The following is a 15299-nucleotide window of genomic DNA, read 5'->3' as shown; positions in this document are numbered from 1 at the left end:
GGGCCTCCTAGTGGAAGACCAGCCAGCCCGCCAGCGTGGCGAGGGCGGTCAGCAGGGCGCCCCACCCCATGTCCACAACAATGAGCTGCAGCGGCCAGGTCTTGAGCGTGGCGGCGTTGGTGAGGTCGTACGTTGCGTAGGCGAAGGCGCCCAGCGCCGCCCCATGGCCGACGGCGGTCAGCCAGGTGCCGCCGTCGAGCGCGGGCCGCAGGGCAAAGAAAACGATGCCCGCAATGTAAATCACATAGAACGCCACGGCGTACCCTAGATGGGGCCTGTCGGCCAGCAATTCACCGATGGCTGCGGTAGAACGGGTTCATGAGCTTGAGCCACACGGCGTCGATCACGGCGAAGGCAGCGGCGACGACCAGAAATTGCAACACGACCATAAGGGAGCTTAGCAACATGCAGCAGGCCGGGGCTGATTCGCGGACTCTGACCCTCGTCCGGCAGGAGCAGTCCCTGGGCGCCGTCCGGGACCTTGATTTCGGGATCGAACTTCTCGGCAAGGCCAGGGCCGGGGACATTGGATCCACCCTTCGGCTGTACCGGCCAGCACCGACGGTTGCCTTCGGCCAGCGCGACACCCGCCTGGCCGGCTTCGGCGCCGCCGCCCAGGCCTGCCGCGACCTGGGGTTCGAACCGCTGATCCGCAAGGCGGGAGGCCGTGCCGCCGCGTATCACGAAGGCACCCTGATCATTGACCACGTGGAGCCGCACAGCGATGCGATCGCCGGAGCGAAAGGCCGTTTCGCATTTTTCGGCGAAATGCTGGCGGGGGCGCTCCAGAGCGTTGGCGTGCACGCCGCCGTCGGCGAGATTCCGGGGGAGTACTGTCCGGGCGAATACAGCGTCCACGGCTTCGCGCCCGAGGCCCCCGACCACCGGATCAAGCTGGTAGGCACAGCCCAGCGCGTGGTGTCCGGCGCCTGGCTGTTCAGCTCCGTCGTCGTGGTAGAGAACTCGGCGCCCATCCGCGAGGTGCTGACGGCCAACTACGAGGCCCTGGGGCTGGAGTGGGATCCCGCGACCGCCGGCGCGGCTAACGACCTTGTGCCTGCCCTCGATGTGCAGGCCATCGAGGACGCGGTGGTCAGCACCTACGCGGAGTACGCCACGCTGGGGCAGGCGGACTTCAGCAGTCTTCGCGCCTAGCGCTGCACCATGCCCGCGGTGCGCGGTTTGTTCAGCGCAGTCTATTCGGTGGCCGGGGGGATCTGGCAGATCATGAGGACGTTTCCGTCCGGGTCCCGGAAGTTGAACCACTGGTCATCGTTGACTTCGGTGAGTTCCACGCCCCGGGTTTTCATGAAGGCGTGGGCCGCATGGATGTCGGCGGTGTTGAAATGGAACGCAGGAACCTGGAAGACGGCGCCCGGAGAGTAGATCCTGCTGTCCAGGACGAGGCCGGCCCCCTCCATGGGCAGTATGTACAGATGGTCCAGCAGGACCTTCTCATCGGCGGGGACGCCCAGCATGCCGCAATACCAGTCGCGGGCCTCCTCGATATCGCTGACGGGGACGAAGACGGTGCCGATCTGCGGGGAAACTGGAGTCACAGCAATCCTTTGGAACGCGGGAAGGAACTCGAACTGTAGTGCGCTGGAGTGACCGCCAGGGGCGGGGTTCGCCCGGATTTTTCGTACCCGGACCTGTCGATTTCAAACGCGCAGGAGAGGACGATTAAGGAACAGCCGCTGAAAAAGGAGGTCGGTGATGTGCTATTCATCGCGGGCGGATTTCGGCTGGGACACCCGGAAGGATGCCGTCCGAAAGCCCGAGGCGCACCGGGAACCGGCGCCGCCGCAAGCTGCGCCCGGGAAACCTGTGGACCGCCCGGAACCTCGGGCCGACACGGACGACACCAGGCTGTGGGCCTTCCTGGCCCGCCGCAAGGAGCCGCGCCGGAAGGAAGCCCATGCTCCCAGGCCGATGCAGGACCGGATCGACGAAAAGGTCTGAATAGAACAGTAAAGGCACCGGAATCCGGTGCCTTTACTGTTGAATCTTGATTGTGGCGTCAGCCCTACGCGGCGAGCCTGCTCTTGACCTCGGCTGCGGACGGGTTCGTTGCAGCGGTGCCGTCCGGGAAGAGGACGGTGGGGACGGTGCGGTTGCCGCCGTTGATCTGCTCCACGAGCTCGGCCGTGCCGTCGACCTCTTCGATGTTGATCTCGGTGTAGCCGATGCCCTGGGCGTCCAGCTGCTTCTTCAGCCGGTTGCAGTAGCCGCACCAGGTGGTCGAGAACATGGTGATGGTGCCGTCTTCGGGGGTAAAGTCCACGGGCTCTCCTCGGATTGATATGGTCCTGTCGGTTTCCTTCCCCACAACCGTAACCCGGGCACCGGTATTCCCCAGCCTCTGTTGCAATGGCATGCTGGTGCCATGTGTGGACGTTACGTCATGGCCCGGGCAGTGGGGGATCTGCTGGCCGAATTCGACGCCGAACTTGAAAACGAAACCGAAATCCCGCCGTCGTGGAACGTTGCACCCACCGACGGCGCGCCCATTGTCCTCGAACGGCTTATCGACGGCGACACGGTCCGCCAGCTGCACGTCGCCCGCTGGGGGCTTGTGCCGTCCTGGGCGAAAAGCCCGGCCATCGGCGCAAAGATGATCAACGCCAGGAGCGAGTCGGTGCTCGAGAAGCCGGCCTTCCGCAAGGCTGTACAGTCAAGGCGCTGCGCCGTCCCGGCGGACGGCTACTACGAATGGAAACAGGGCGAGGGCCGCAGCAAGCAGCCCTATTATGTCCACCCCCGTGACGAGTCCGCCATGGCCTTCGCCGGACTGTACGAGTGGTGGAAGGACCCGTCCGCGCCCCCGGGGGAACCCGCCCAGTGGATGCTCTCGATGTCCATCATGACGGCGGACTCGCCGCCGGCGGGAACTGAAAGCACGGTGTTCGCCGAACTGACAGCGCTCCACGATCGCGTCCCGCTGCCCATGAGCGGCGAGACCATGGCGGCCTGGCTTGACCCGCAGGTTGACGACGCCGCGGGCCTGGTGGACCTCGTCCGGTCCGGCGTGAAGGACGTCGCCGCGGGCTGGCGGGTGGATTCCGTGGGCAAGGCGGTAGGCAACGTCCGCAACAACTCCCCGGAGCTCATCGAGCCCGTGGAGGCACTTTTCTGAGCTGCCCTTCTGAGGGTCCCGGACTAGCGGACCCTTACCGGAATCAGAGCCGAGCGTGCAATCAGACGGTGACCTGGCCGCCGTCGTCCACTGTCCACGTGGGGTTGAAGGCAATCTCCCAGCGGAAGCCGTCCGGATCCGCGAAGTATCCGGTGTAGCCGCCCCACGGTTGGGTCTTGGGTGGGGCCACTACAGACGCGCCGGCCGACTCGGCCTGGGCCATCACCTGGGTTACCTGCTCGGCGCTGCCGACGTTGTGGCTGAGCGTAATGCAGGGGACCGCGGCGGGAGCATCAACGGCGGCCTCGGCCCGCATTTGCCCGGCATCCCACAGGGAAAGAATCAGACCGTGATTGGCCTGGATAAAGACCACCTCATCGGGAACCTCACGGTGGACCGGCCAACTCAGGCCGTCCACATAGAAGCGCCGGGAGGCGGCCACGCTGCGCACTCCCAATGAAATAAAATCGACTCTGGGCTGCATGGTTCGATACTGTCATGATCATGCCCACAAATCACGGAGACGAGAAAAACGCCCAGGCTGACCGGGAACAGCTCGCCGCCGTGCGGGTTGCGGTGGACGAGGTGGACGAGCAGATCGTCACGCTGATCGCCCGCCGCGAGCGCCTGATCCGCATCGCGGGAACACTGAAGGGTGACGACGCCGAAGTGCGGGCGCCGGGACGCGTGGAGCGGGTCATCGAGCATGTGCGCTCGGCCGCCGAGAAAAAAGAAATAGACCCGGACATCGTGGAAAGCACGTACCGGGCCATGATCTCGAAGTTCATCGAGCTGGAGATGAAAATCCACAACGACAACAGCTGAGCTGTTGCTTCTGGTTGCGGACAGGTTCAGTCCGCTAACAGGCGCGTCAAGGCGCCGGGCCGGCTGATCCGGGCTGGTGCCCGATGCCGTTCGCGGGGGGCGCCGACCCTCTAAAGCTTCTCCTCGACAGGCACGCCGGACTGGAATTCCCGCCCGTCCGCCTCGCTGAACGCGGACATGAGGTGGCTCTTGTCCAGCCCCAGTACCGTGCTCATGGGGAAGTTGCCCGTGATGGTGTTGCCCGAGTGCTCAACGCTGCTGAGGTCGAAGTTCTCCTCTGTGCCGTCATGGCTGAAGGAGTAGATCGAGACCGCCTCGCCGTTCATGAACTCGATTCCCAGCCTCCGTTGATGTGAATAATCCGGAGTGGCAGCCACGAGCCCCACAACAAAGGCGCCCGATGCTGGAATGTTGCCGTCGATATCGAACCTGGCCACCAATGTGCTTTCTTTGGCGGCGATGCTTACCTGCTTCAGGAGCGCGTCATTGGAACTCATGGGACCATCCTGCCCTGTGAGCCGCCGTCCGTCCACACCCATCTAGGTTTTGTCCCCGGCCCGGCGTAGACTGGAACTATTCGAATACATATTCGAATGACTGCTTCGAATGACTGCGTATTTTCTGCAGGATGAGATTGGTATCCGGAGGCACCCATGGGAACGTTCAGCGAGTCTGTTGACGTCGTCTGCGCACCTACCGGTGAGCCGGCGGAGCTTCGCTGGGGCGGCAGGGAATACCGGGTCTGCACCGAACCCATGCGCTGGTACGAACGCCGCCAGTGGTGGGCCGAAGAACGGCGTGCCCCGTTGGGTAGCGGCCCCGGGCTTGTGGACCATGAGATCTGGCGGGTGCAGGTCCTGCCTGCCGGCAGAAACAGCCCACTTGAAACTTCGGCTGCAGAACCCACTGAACCACTCACCCTTGACCTGGTGCGGCATACCGGCAGCGGACGCTGGCGGCTGCTCCGCATCCACGACGCCCTCCAGCCTAAAGATGCACTCCGGCCCAAATCAGCATGAGCTTCACTCACCTACACGTTTCCACCGCCTTCAGCGCCCACTACGGTGTCTCCTGGCCAGATGAACTTGCCCAGGCAGCAGCGGCCCAGGGGGCAACCGCCCTTGGATGCACTGACCGGGACGGCCTCTACGGCACCGTAAAACACCTCAAGGCATGCATGGCTGCAGGGATTGACCCGGTGGTCGGCGTTGATCTGTCAGTGTTCGACGACGAGGGGGACCACGATGCCATGGTGCCTGGCGAGCGGATGGCTGGCGTCCGGGTTACCAAAACCCGGTTTTCGGCGGACCGCGTCACCGGGCGCGTCGTGGTCCTGGCGCATGGCCATAACAACGGTGCGGGGTACAAGGCATTGTGCCGGCTGATCTCCGACGCGCACGCCCGCACCACGGGCAAGGCCGGGGGAGCGGTGCCCGTTGCTGTCACCAGGGCTGAACTCGCCTCACGCGTCCTGGACCCGGAAACCCTGAAGCCGGTGCTTACCGTGCTGCTGGGCCCGGATTCCGACGTCGGCCTCGCACTGGGCGGGAGGCGGTACCTCCGGCCCCGCACCCTTTTCAAAGGCTGGCTGGACGCCATGCCCGCCGGAAGCGTCGCGGCAGAGATCGTCACCCACCTCAGCGCACCGGGTGAACCCTTGAGCACTGCCCACGCCGTCCGCATGCTCAAGCTGGCGCAGGAGTACGGTGTGCCGGCCGTGCTCACCAACGCAGTCCGTTACTGCGAGGAGGACGGGGCGGCCACCGCCGACGTCCTGGATTCGGCCCGCACGCTCAAGTCGCTTCCCGAACTCTCCGCCGAGCCGCTGCTCCAGCCCAATGGGCAGGGCTGGCTGAAAACCCCGGACCAGATGGTGGAGCTGGGCAAGGAAATCATCCATGCCGCCGGCTACGGGGCAGCCGATCTCCAGGTGCTGCTCGCGCAGACTGAGGCGCTCGCGGACCGGTGCCGCATGGATCGCGTGTCCGACATGGGCTGGAAGCAGCCGGTGGTGCCCGAGGCCGCCGTCATCGGCATTGAGGGGGATCCGCTGGCAGAGCTGGCCCAGCGCTGCGAGGCAGGAATTGCGCGGCGATTCCCTGGCATCTCCGGGAAGGCAGAGGCAGACATGCGCGCCCGGCTGCAGCATGAGCTGAAGATCATCGCCCGCCTCGGCTTTGCCTCCTACTTCCTCACCGTGGCCGAGGTCTCCCGCATGATCCTGGACATGAATGTGCGGGCGGCAGCCCGGGGATCGGGCGCTTCCAGCCTGGTCAACTACCTGATGGACATCAGCCAGGTGAACCCCCTTCAGCATGACCTGATCTTCGAACGGTTCCTTTCCGGCGACCGGTCCACGCTGCCTGATATCGACATCGATGTGGAAAGCGCGGAGCGGCACAACGTCTACCGGAAGATCTTTGACCGGTTCGGCTCACAGCGCGTCACACTGATGAGCATGCAGAACGGCTACCGCGCTCGCGGTGCGGTGCGGGACGCCGGGATGGCTTTGGGGATGGACGACGGCGATGTCGGCGAAATTGCCAAACAGCTGTGGCGCTTTTCGGCACGGAAGTTCCGGGAGGCCCTGGAGGAAAAACCGGAACTTCGCGAGTTCGCGGGACGGGTGGAACAGCGGAACTTTTCTGAGAACCAGCAGTTGGACCTGCTGGTGGACCTCACCGAACGGCTGGACCGCCTTCCGCGCCACATCTCCATGCACCCCTGCGGGGTGATCCTCGGTGATGCCACCCTGCTGGACCGGACCCCGGTCCAGCCCAGCGGCCTTGGCCTGCCCATGAGCCAGTTCGACAAACACGACATGGACCCGATGGGCATGCTGAAGCTGGATGTCCTGGGCGTCAGGATGCAAAGTGCCATGGCCTTTGCCGTGCGGGAGATCATCCGTATCCACCCCTCAAAGGCTGAAGTGGTGGCTGCCGGAGCCCATCCCGCTGGACCTCGGGGCAACGGGCCGGACTTCATCGCCGAGGACGGCCTGATCGACCTCAATGCCGTGCCCCTGGATGATGAGCCGACGTATGAGCTGATCCGAAGCACCCACACGCTGGGGTGCTTCCAGATCGAATCACCCGGCCAGCGGGAGCTGGTGGGCAAAATGGCCCCGCGCGAGTTCAATGACCTCATCATCGACATCTCCCTGTTCCGCCCGGGGCCCATGAAATCGGACATGGTCCGGCCCTTCCTTGAACACCGGCACGGCTTCGCCCCGGAGACCTACCCGCACCCGGACCTGTTGCCGGTGCTGCAGGAAACCCATGGAGTGACGGTCTTCCATGAGCAGATCCTGAGGACCTTTGATGTGATGACCGGCTGCGGGCTGGCGAAAGCCGACGAGTTCCGCAGGGCGCTGAGCAACGAGGTCAGGGAAGGCCAGGTGGAGGAGTTTTTCCGCCGCGAGGCAAAGGCCAGGAAGTATTCGCCGGAGGTAGTGGACAAGGTCTGGGGCACCCTGAAATCGTTCGCCAGCTTCGGGTTCTGCAAAGCCCACGGCGCCGCCTTTGCCGTGCCCACCTACCAGTCCGCCTGGCTGAAGGCCCACCATCCGGAGGCGTTCCTCGCGGGCCTTTGGGAGCACGATCCCGGCATGTACCCCAAGCGTCTCCTTGTGGCCGAGGCACGGCGCATGGGCATCCCCATCCTTCCGCTGGACATCAACCGAAGCAGGGCAGAATACCGGGTGGAGCGTGTCGCTGAGGGCCCTGACCGGGGAAAGCTGGGCATCCGGCTGAGCCTCAATGGCATCTTCGGACTGTCCGGTTCAGAACTTAAGCGGATCGTCGCAGGCCAGCCCTATGACTCACTGGCGGATCTGCGGGCACGCTCCAGGCTGAGCAAGCCCAGCATCAAGCGGCTCGCCCAACTCGGTGCCTTTGACACTCTGCACCGGGAATCCGGCGGGACAGCCAACCGGGCAGACCTTGTCCACCACCTGCAAAGCCTGCAAAGCAAGCCGGTAAAGAAAGGCGCCGAGGTCATTGAGGGGCAACTCGCGCTGCCCCTTGGGGATGTAGAGCTGCGGAACGTCAAGCCCGGGCTGCCTGAGCCCACCACAGTGGAGAACGTCCGGGCGGAACTCGACCTGATGGCGGTTGACGTCAGCGAACACCTGATGTCCAGCCACCGGCCGCTCCTGGACAAGCTTGGTGTCATTACCGCGGACAAGCTGCTGGGGCTGCGCAATGGCACGGAGGTACTGGTGGCCGGCGTGAGGATCGCCACCCAGACCCCGCCCATGCGCGGTGGCAGGCGTGTGGTCTTCATCAGCATCGACGACGGCACCGGGTGCGTGGATTCCGTGTTCTTCCACGAGGCCCAGGAGCACGCGGGCCCGCTGCTGTTCGGGACCCGGCTGCTGCTGATCCGTGGAACCACCCGACGGACCGGTCCCCGCGGCATCAGCCTCAGCGTCAGCATGGCCTGGGACCTCAGCCAGGTGGACTCCCTGCCGTTCCCCGACCAGGAAAACGGTGAACGGGGGAGCGCTGCCCCGGGAAATCGAGGACCAGGGGACGTTGGACCAGATGCATCTGAACAGGACTTCTGGCAGCCGGGGCCCCTGGAAGGCATCGGCAGAAACCTGGCCATCACCGGCCTGGGAAGCTGACCTGGCCCCTCCTTTCCACTTTTCCGCCGCCTTGTTCCACTTGGCCGCCACCGTGGCGCTTTGGCTCGCCACTTCCGCAACAGATAGCATTGACGAGGCTGGCTGTGGTCCCCGTACGCCACAAGCTACGAAGCCTGAACTTTGAATAGGAGACACCCGTGTCAGATGCCCAGCAGATCACCCTCATCGTCGATGGCGAAGAAATGAAGGTGACTACCGGGACCACCGGCGCGGAACTCTTCTTTGAGCGCCGCGACGTCGTTGTGGCCCGGGTCGACGGCGAGCTCAAGGACCTGGACCAGCCCCTTCCCGAGGGTGCCCAGGTTGAGGGCGTCACCATCGATTCCCCCGACGGGCTCAACGTGCTGCGCCACTCCACCGCCCACGTCATGGCCCAGGCCGTGCAGCAGCTGCGTCCGGACGCCAAGCTGGGCATCGGTCCCTACATCGCGGACGGGTTCTACTTCGACTTCGACGTCGAGGAGCCCTTCACCCCGGAGGACCTGCGCCAGCTGGAAAAGATGATGCTCAAGATCGTCAACCAGAACCAGAAGTTCGTCCGCCGCGTCGTCTCCGAGGACGAGGCCCGTGAGGCCATGAAGAATGAGCCCTACAAGCTCGAACTGCTGGGCAAGAAGAACGACGCCGCCGACGCCGGCGAAGGCGTCAACGTCGAAGTGGGCGCCGGTGACATCACCATCTACGACAACGTCGACCGCAAGAGCGGGGACAGCGTCTGGTGCGACCTGTGCCGCGGCCCCCACCTGCCCAACACCAAGCTCATCTCCAACGCCTTCGCGCTGACCCGGTCCTCGGCGGCGTACTGGCTGGGCAACCAGAACAACCAGCAGCTGCAGCGAATCTACGGCACCGCGTGGCCCACCAAGGACGCCCTGAAGGCCTACCAGGAACGCATCGCGGAGGCCGAGCGCCGCGACCACCGGAAGCTTGGCGCCGAGCTGGACCTGTTCTCCTTCCCCGACGAGCTGGGATCGGGCCTGCCGGTCTTCCACCCCAAGGGCGGCATCATCCGCAAGGCCATGGAGGACTACTCCCGGCAGCGCCATGTGGACGCCGGCTACGAGTTCGTCTACACCCCGCACATCACCAAGGGGCACCTGTACGAGGTCTCCGGCCACCTGGACTGGTACCGGGACGGCATGTTCCCGGCGATGCACATCGACGCCGAGCACAACGAGGACGGCACCGTCCGCAAACCCGGCCAGGACTACTACCTGAAGCCGATGAACTGCCCCATGCACAACCTCATCTTCCGCTCGCGCGGCCGGTCCTACCGCGAACTGCCGCTGCGGCTCTTCGAATTCGGCTCCGTCTACCGCTATGAGAAGTCCGGTGTGGTCCACGGCCTGACCCGCGTGCGGGGCATGACACAGGACGACGCCCACATCTACTGCACCCGCGAGCAGATGAAGGACGAGCTCACCACCACACTGAACTTCGTCCTTGGCCTGCTCAAGGACTACGGCCTGGACGACTTCTACCTCGAGCTGTCCACCAAGAACGAGGACAAGTTCGTCGGCGACGACGCCACCTGGGAGGAAGCAACCCGCACCTTGGCCGAAGTGGCCGAGGCGTCCGGGCTGGAGCTCGTTCCGGACCCGGGTGGAGCTGCGTTCTACGGGCCCAAGATTTCGGTTCAGGCGAAGGATGCCCTGGGCCGCACCTGGCAGATGTCCACGATCCAGCTCGACTTCAACCTGCCTGAGCGCTTCGAACTTGAGTTCCAGGCCGCCGACGGCACCCGCCAACGGCCGGTCATGATCCACCGGGCCCTGTTCGGATCGGTGGAGCGGTTCATGGGCGTCCTCACCGAGCACTATGCAGGTGCCTTCCCGGCATGGCTCGCTCCGGTGCAGGTGGTGGGCATCCCGGTGGCGGAGGCCTTCAACGACTACATGTTCGACGTCGTCGACAAGCTCAAGGCTGCCGGCATCCGCGCCGAGGTGGACATCTCCTCGGACCGGTTCCCGAAGAAGATCCGCACGGCCAGCAAGGACAAGATCCCGTTCGTGCTCATCGCCGGCGGTGAGGACGCCGAGGCTGGCGCTGTCTCCTTCCGGTTCCGGGACGGCAGTCAGGACAACGGCGTGCCCGTGGCCGAGGCTGTCCAGCGGATCGTGGACGCTGTCCGCGACCGGACAAGCTAGCCGCGGCGGAGGGGGCACACGTGCAGGAGAACACAGGGTCGGGCTATCCGGGGGACGCGGAGGTGACGGACGATTTTGGCCTCGCCGGCGTTCCGGATGCCTTCCAGCGGCTGTGGACTCCGCACCGCATGGCCTACATCAAGGGCGGGCAGCACCAGTTCAAGGACCAGGACGATTGCCCGTTCTGCATCGCGCCCGCGCGCACCGACGAGGAGTCGCTCATCGTGTACCGCGGACGCACGTGCTACGTGGTGCTCAACCTGTTCCCTTACAACCCCGGCCACCTGCTGGTGTGCCCCTACCGCCACCTCCCCGATTACACGGACCTGACGGTGGAGGAGACCGCCGAATTCGCCGACCTGACGCAGACCGCCATGCGGGTGCTGCGGAAGGTGGCGAATCCCGGCGGCTTCAACCTGGGCATGAACCAGGGTGTTGTGGGCGGGGCCGGCATCGCGGGGCACCTGCACCAGCACATCGTTCCGCGCTGGGGCGGGGACGGAAACTTCTTCCCCATCATCGCCCAGACCAAGGCGATCACGCAGACCCTCGACGAAGTCCGCCAGCAGGTTGCCGACGCCTGGCCTGGGGAGACGCATGCTGAATAGGCATGCCCGCGGGTTCTTCACCGCGCTGTTTACCCCGCTTGCGCGCTGGCTTCTGAAAATTGGCGTCTCGCCGGACGCCATCACAATTGTGGGAACGGCCGGCGTGGTGGTCGGGGCCCTGGTGTTCTATCCGCTGGGCCAACTCTGGTGGGGAACGATCTTTATCACCCTGTTCATCTTCTCCGACGTCATCGACGGCATCATGGCGCGGATGCAGAACCTTGGCGGGCGCTGGGGCAACTTCCTGGACTCCAGCCTGGACCGGCTGGCTGACGGTGCCCTCTTTGCCGGCCTGGCCATCTGGTTTTTCACCGGCGGTGCGAATGCCCCCATAGCCATTGCCGCCGTCGTCTGCCTTGTCCTTGGCATGGTGGTCTCCTATGTCCGGGCGAAGGCCGAATCCCTCGGCTTCCAGGCGAATGTGGGCATTGCCGAACGTGCTGAACGGCTGGTCTCCGTCCTGGTGATCACCGGCCTCACCGGCGTCGGACTGCCGCCCGTTGTGTTGCTGGCGACCCTGGTGCTGCTCGCGGCGGCGAGCCTCGTCACGGTGGTCCAGCGTGTCCTGGCGGTGCGCATTCAGGCGCTGGAAGACTCCGAACAAACCTGATTAAGCCGGGCTGCCGCCGTGGGACTAGTATTAGGACTGCCCGGTCAATGGATCCGGTAATCCGGTGTGTGCGAAAAACGGCATGTCCGTGCCGTGCCTGCACTCCCGGCGAAGGTCATCTAGCTACCCATAGGGGTTTTTGTGTCTACACCTGATGTAAGCAACGAAGCCGGCTCGTCCGCCAACAGCGTCACGGGCAGCAACCGCGTCAAGCGCGGCATGGCAGAGATGCTCAAGGGCGGCGTCATCATGGACGTCGTCAACGTCGAACAGGCCCGCATCGCCGAAGACGCCGGTGCCGTTGCCGTCATGGCGCTCGAGCGCGTCCCGGCCGACATCCGCGCCCAAGGCGGCGTGTCGCGCATGTCCGATCCGGACATGATCGACCAGATCATCGACGCCGTTTCCATCCCGGTCATGGCCAAGGCCCGCATCGGGCACTTCGTCGAGGCCCAGATCCTGCAGTCCCTCGGTGTCGACTACATTGACGAGTCCGAGGTTCTGACCCCGGCCGACTACGTCAACCACATCGACAAGTGGAACTTCAAGGTTCCCTTCGTCTGCGGTTCCACCAACCTCGGTGAGGCGCTGCGCCGCATCAACGAGGGCGCCGCCATGATCCGCTCCAAGGGCGAGGCCGGCACCGGCGACGTCTCCAACGCCACCGGGCACATGCGCCAGATCCGCGCCGAGATCGCCAAGCTCGCGGCGCTGCCCGAGGACGAGCTCTACGTCGCGGCCAAGGAACTGCAGGCCCCGTACGAACTGGTTAAGGAAGTTGCCGCCACCGGCAAGCTCCCCGTGGTGCTGTTCACCGCCGGCGGCATCGCCACCCCGGCGGACGCCGCCATGATGATGCAGCTCGGCGCCGACGGCGTGTTCGTCGGCTCGGGCATCTTCAAGTCCGGCAACCCGGCCCAGCGCGCCGCTGCCGTCGTGAGGGCCACCACGTTCTTCGATGACCCGGACGTTATCGCCAAGGCCTCCCGCGGCCTGGGCGAGGCCATGGTCGGCATCAACGTGGACGAGATTCCGCAGCCGCACCGCCTGTCCGAGCGCGGCTGGTAACAGCACGTAGTTAACGACGACGTCGGCCGGTCACCTTCCGAGGTGACCGGCCGACGTCGTTCGCCTTAATTCCTTGGAGTTTTTGTCCACATATTGGGGGTTTAAGGCCCTCGAAGTCGCGACAAGTGGACAAAAACTCCAATATTATTCGAGGCCGCGGCGCTTGAGGAGGGGCTCGAGGGCGGCGTCGCGTCCGCGCAGGGTACGGAACGACTCGAGCGGATCCCGGCTGTTGCCGCGGGAGAGCAGCTCGGCGCGGAACCGGTCGCCGTTGGCCCTGCTGAGACCGCCGTTCTCGGTGAACCAGTCCACGGTCTCGGCATCCAGCACCTCGCTCCAGATGTAGGAGTAGTAGCCCGCAGAGTAGCCGTCACCCGCGAAGATGTGCTGGAAATAGCCCGTCCGGTAGCGTGGCGGAATCAGCGGATGAGCCACTCCCGCGGCTGCCAGGGCTTTCGCCTCGAACTCCAGTGCCGCGTCCGGAACGCTGTCGGAGTCCAGGACGTGCCAGGCCAGATCCAGCAGCGCCGCACCGAGGTACTCCGTGGTGGCAAACCCTTCGCCCCACAGGCGGGACTCGTTGAGCCGGTCGACGACGTCCTGGGCCAGCGGCTCCCCGGTGGCATGGTGGCGGGCGTAGTTGGACAGCACCTCCGGCCACATGATCCACATTTCGTTGACCTGGGACGGGTACTCCACAAAGTCCCGCGGTACTGACGTGCCGGAGAAGCGGGGGTAGGTGACGTTGGAGAACAGGCCGTGCAGGGCGTGGCCGAATTCGTGGAACGCGGTGCGCACCTCATCGAGAGTGAGCAGCGTGGGCTCACCCGCGGGCGGCTTGGAAATGTTCAGGTTGTTGATCACCACCGGCTTGGTGCCCAGAAGCGCCGACTGGTCCACCAGCGAATTCATCCACGCGCCGCCCCGCTTGGTCTCGCGGGTGTAGTAGTCGCCGAGGAACAGCCCCAGCTCTGTTCCGTCCGCGTCCCGGACCTCCCAGATCCGGACGTCCTCGTGGTAACCCGCGAGGTCCTTGCGCTCATGGAAGGTGATGCCGAAGAGCGAGGTCGCGGCGAAGAACACGCCATCCGTCAGTACCCGGTCCAGCTCGAAGTACGGCCTGAGGGCCTGCTCGTCCACCGTGTACCGTTCCCGCCGCACCTTGGCGGAGTAGTACGCCCAGTCCCAGGCCTCCAGCTGGTGGCCGGCGCTCTCGGCCAGGGCGGTCGCCTCGGCGTCGGCGTTCCGGACGGCCGCGGGTGCCAGCCGGTTCAGCATGGACCGGACAGCTCCGAAATCCGGAGCCGTCTGCCGGTCCACCACCAGCTCGGCGTAGTTCGCGAAGCCCAGCAGGGCGGCCTTTTCGGCGCGGAGCCGGACCATGGATTTCACGAGGTTAAGGACGTCGAGGTCACCGCCGGTGCTGCCGCGGGCCACGGATGCTTCGAAGAGCCGCCGGCGCACGTCCCTGTTGTCCAGTGAGGCCAGGGCCGGCTGGTTGCTTGGCTGGATCAGCGTCAGGAGGAACTTGCCGTCATGGCCGGCAACCCGGGCTGCTTCCGCGGCGCTGGCGATCTCATCCTGGGGGAGTCCAGCGAGGTCGTCGGCACTGTCCAGCAGGAGGGCGGCGGACTTCATCGCCTCCTTGACGCGCTGCCCGAATTCCGTACCCAGCCGGGACAGTTCGGCGTTCAGCGAACGGAGCCGGTCCTGGCCGGCGTCGTCCAGCTGGATCCCGGACTGGCGGAACTCCTTGAGGTACTCCTCGACAAGCCGTGCGGCTTCGGCGTCTAGGCCGGCGGTATCCACGGCGGCGAACCGCTCGTAGAGTGGCCGGTTCAGGTACACGGCATCCTGATGCGCGGCGAAGCGGGGCGACAGTTCCGTCTCCAGCTTCCTGATGGCCTCTGAGGCGTCGGCCGAAACCAGGGTGAAGAAGGAAGCCGCGGCGCGGTCCAGCAACCGGCCGGACTTCTCCATGGCCAGCGCCGTGTTGTTGAACGTGGCGGGCTCGGGGTTGTCCACGATGGCCTGGATCTCGGCCAGGTGGTCGGTGAGCCCGGCGTCAACCGCCTCGGCGTAGTGGTCGTCGCCGATGTCGGCAAACGGCGGCAGCCCGAAGGGCAGGGCGCTGGGGGAGAGGAGGGGGTTGGTCATGAAGCAACACTTTCATGCAGCTCTGCGGTGCACAATGTTTTGGCGTGCTTCCCTGGGCGGGTTGCCCGCCGTCGGCGTGCCGCGGACTTACGCTAGGGTC

Annotated in this window: 16 protein-coding genes; 10 read left to right on the top strand and 6 right to left on the bottom strand. The window is 65.2% G+C overall.

The features are described 5' to 3' along the window. Window positions 1-7 precede the first annotated feature (7 nt). Entirely contained in the window at window positions 8-256 is a 249-nt protein-coding gene (locus LFT45_RS12665; RefSeq protein WP_236803535.1) for a DUF2177 family protein, read from the bottom strand. A 149-nt stretch (window positions 257-405) separates the two neighbouring features. Between LFT45_RS12665 and LFT45_RS12660 the strand changes: the two genes are divergently transcribed. Continuing rightward, a complete protein-coding gene (locus LFT45_RS12660; RefSeq protein WP_236803533.1) occupies window positions 406-1155 on the top strand; it encodes a lipoate--protein ligase family protein in 750 nt (249 codons plus the stop codon). Window positions 1156-1196: 41 nt separating this feature from the next. Here LFT45_RS12660 and LFT45_RS12655 read toward each other — a convergent pair whose 3' ends face one another. After that, on the bottom strand, window positions 1197-1559 hold the full coding sequence (locus LFT45_RS12655) for a VOC family protein (RefSeq protein ID WP_236803531.1): 363 nt from the start codon (window positions 1557-1559) through the stop codon (window positions 1197-1199). 157 nt (window positions 1560-1716) lie between these two features. Here LFT45_RS12655 and LFT45_RS12650 point away from each other — a divergent pair, with 157 nt between their 5' ends. After that, on the top strand, window positions 1717-1962 hold the full coding sequence (locus tag LFT45_RS12650) for a hypothetical protein (protein ID WP_236803529.1): 246 nt from the start codon (window positions 1717-1719) through the stop codon (window positions 1960-1962). 64 nt (window positions 1963-2026) lie between these two features. On the opposite strand, the gene LFT45_RS12645 is transcribed toward LFT45_RS12650, so the two are convergent. Continuing rightward, a complete protein-coding gene (locus LFT45_RS12645) occupies window positions 2027-2284 on the bottom strand; it encodes a mycoredoxin (RefSeq protein WP_078028863.1) in 258 nt (85 codons plus the stop codon). 120 nt (window positions 2285-2404) lie between these two features. Here LFT45_RS12645 and LFT45_RS12640 point away from each other — a divergent pair, with 120 nt between their 5' ends. After that, window positions 2405-3136, top strand: coding sequence for an SOS response-associated peptidase (locus LFT45_RS12640; RefSeq protein ID WP_236809333.1), 732 nt, complete (start codon window positions 2405-2407; stop codon window positions 3134-3136). Between the two features lie 61 nt (window positions 3137-3197). Here LFT45_RS12640 and LFT45_RS12635 read toward each other — a convergent pair whose 3' ends face one another. After that, window positions 3198-3620 carry a VOC family protein gene (locus LFT45_RS12635; RefSeq protein ID WP_236803527.1) on the bottom strand — a complete coding sequence of 141 codons (423 nt, stop codon included), beginning with the start codon at window positions 3618-3620 and terminating at the stop codon, window positions 3198-3200. A 14-nt stretch (window positions 3621-3634) separates the two neighbouring features. Here LFT45_RS12635 and LFT45_RS12630 point away from each other — a divergent pair, with 14 nt between their 5' ends. Continuing rightward, on the top strand, window positions 3635-3961 hold the full coding sequence (locus LFT45_RS12630; RefSeq protein WP_102972334.1) for a chorismate mutase: 327 nt from the start codon (window positions 3635-3637) through the stop codon (window positions 3959-3961). 110 nt (window positions 3962-4071) lie between these two features. Here LFT45_RS12630 and LFT45_RS12625 read toward each other — a convergent pair whose 3' ends face one another. Then, window positions 4072-4458: a hypothetical protein gene (locus tag LFT45_RS12625; RefSeq protein ID WP_102972335.1), complete on the bottom strand. Its 387-nt coding sequence runs from the start codon at window positions 4456-4458 to the stop codon at window positions 4072-4074. A 156-nt stretch (window positions 4459-4614) separates the two neighbouring features. On the opposite strand from LFT45_RS12625, the gene LFT45_RS12620 reads away from it, so the two are divergent. The 6 genes from LFT45_RS12620 (at window position 4615) to pdxS (ending at window position 13042) form a co-directional block, all read left to right on the top strand. Next, window positions 4615-4980: a DUF6504 family protein gene (locus LFT45_RS12620; protein ID WP_236803525.1), complete on the top strand. Its 366-nt coding sequence runs from the start codon at window positions 4615-4617 to the stop codon at window positions 4978-4980. Continuing rightward, entirely contained in the window at window positions 4977-8588 is a 3612-nt protein-coding gene (locus tag LFT45_RS12615; protein ID WP_236803523.1) for a DNA polymerase III subunit alpha, read from the top strand. The genes LFT45_RS12620 and LFT45_RS12615 overlap by 4 nt, the downstream gene beginning before the upstream one ends. Before the next feature lie 203 nt (window positions 8589-8791). Further along, a complete protein-coding gene (gene thrS / locus LFT45_RS12610; protein ID WP_442863627.1) occupies window positions 8792-10756 on the top strand; it encodes a threonine--tRNA ligase in 1965 nt (654 codons plus the stop codon). Window positions 10757-10776: 20 nt separating this feature from the next. Further along, window positions 10777-11364 carry an HIT family protein gene (locus tag LFT45_RS12605; RefSeq protein ID WP_236803520.1) on the top strand — a complete coding sequence of 196 codons (588 nt, stop codon included), beginning with the start codon at window positions 10777-10779 and terminating at the stop codon, window positions 11362-11364. Then, the gene (pgsA, locus tag LFT45_RS12600) at window positions 11354-11974 is read left to right on the top strand and encodes a phosphatidylinositol phosphate synthase (protein ID WP_236803518.1); all 621 of its coding nucleotides are present in this window, start codon (window positions 11354-11356) and stop codon (window positions 11972-11974) included. The genes LFT45_RS12605 and pgsA overlap by 11 nt, the downstream gene beginning before the upstream one ends. A gap of 141 nt (window positions 11975-12115) precedes the next feature. Then, on the top strand, window positions 12116-13042 hold the full coding sequence (gene pdxS / locus LFT45_RS12595) for a pyridoxal 5'-phosphate synthase lyase subunit PdxS (RefSeq protein WP_272912708.1): 927 nt from the start codon (window positions 12116-12118) through the stop codon (window positions 13040-13042). A gap of 144 nt (window positions 13043-13186) precedes the next feature. On the opposite strand, the gene LFT45_RS12590 is transcribed toward pdxS, so the two are convergent. After that, complete coding sequence (locus LFT45_RS12590; protein WP_236803516.1) at window positions 13187-15199, bottom strand: M3 family metallopeptidase; 2013 nt, start codon at window positions 15197-15199, stop codon at window positions 13187-13189. Window positions 15200-15299 lie beyond the last annotated feature (100 nt).

The organism is Arthrobacter sp. FW305-BF8 (assembly GCF_021789315.1).
Classification (GTDB): domain Bacteria; phylum Actinomycetota; class Actinomycetes; order Actinomycetales; family Micrococcaceae; genus Arthrobacter.
This window is presented reverse-complemented; position numbering and strand designations above follow the sequence as displayed.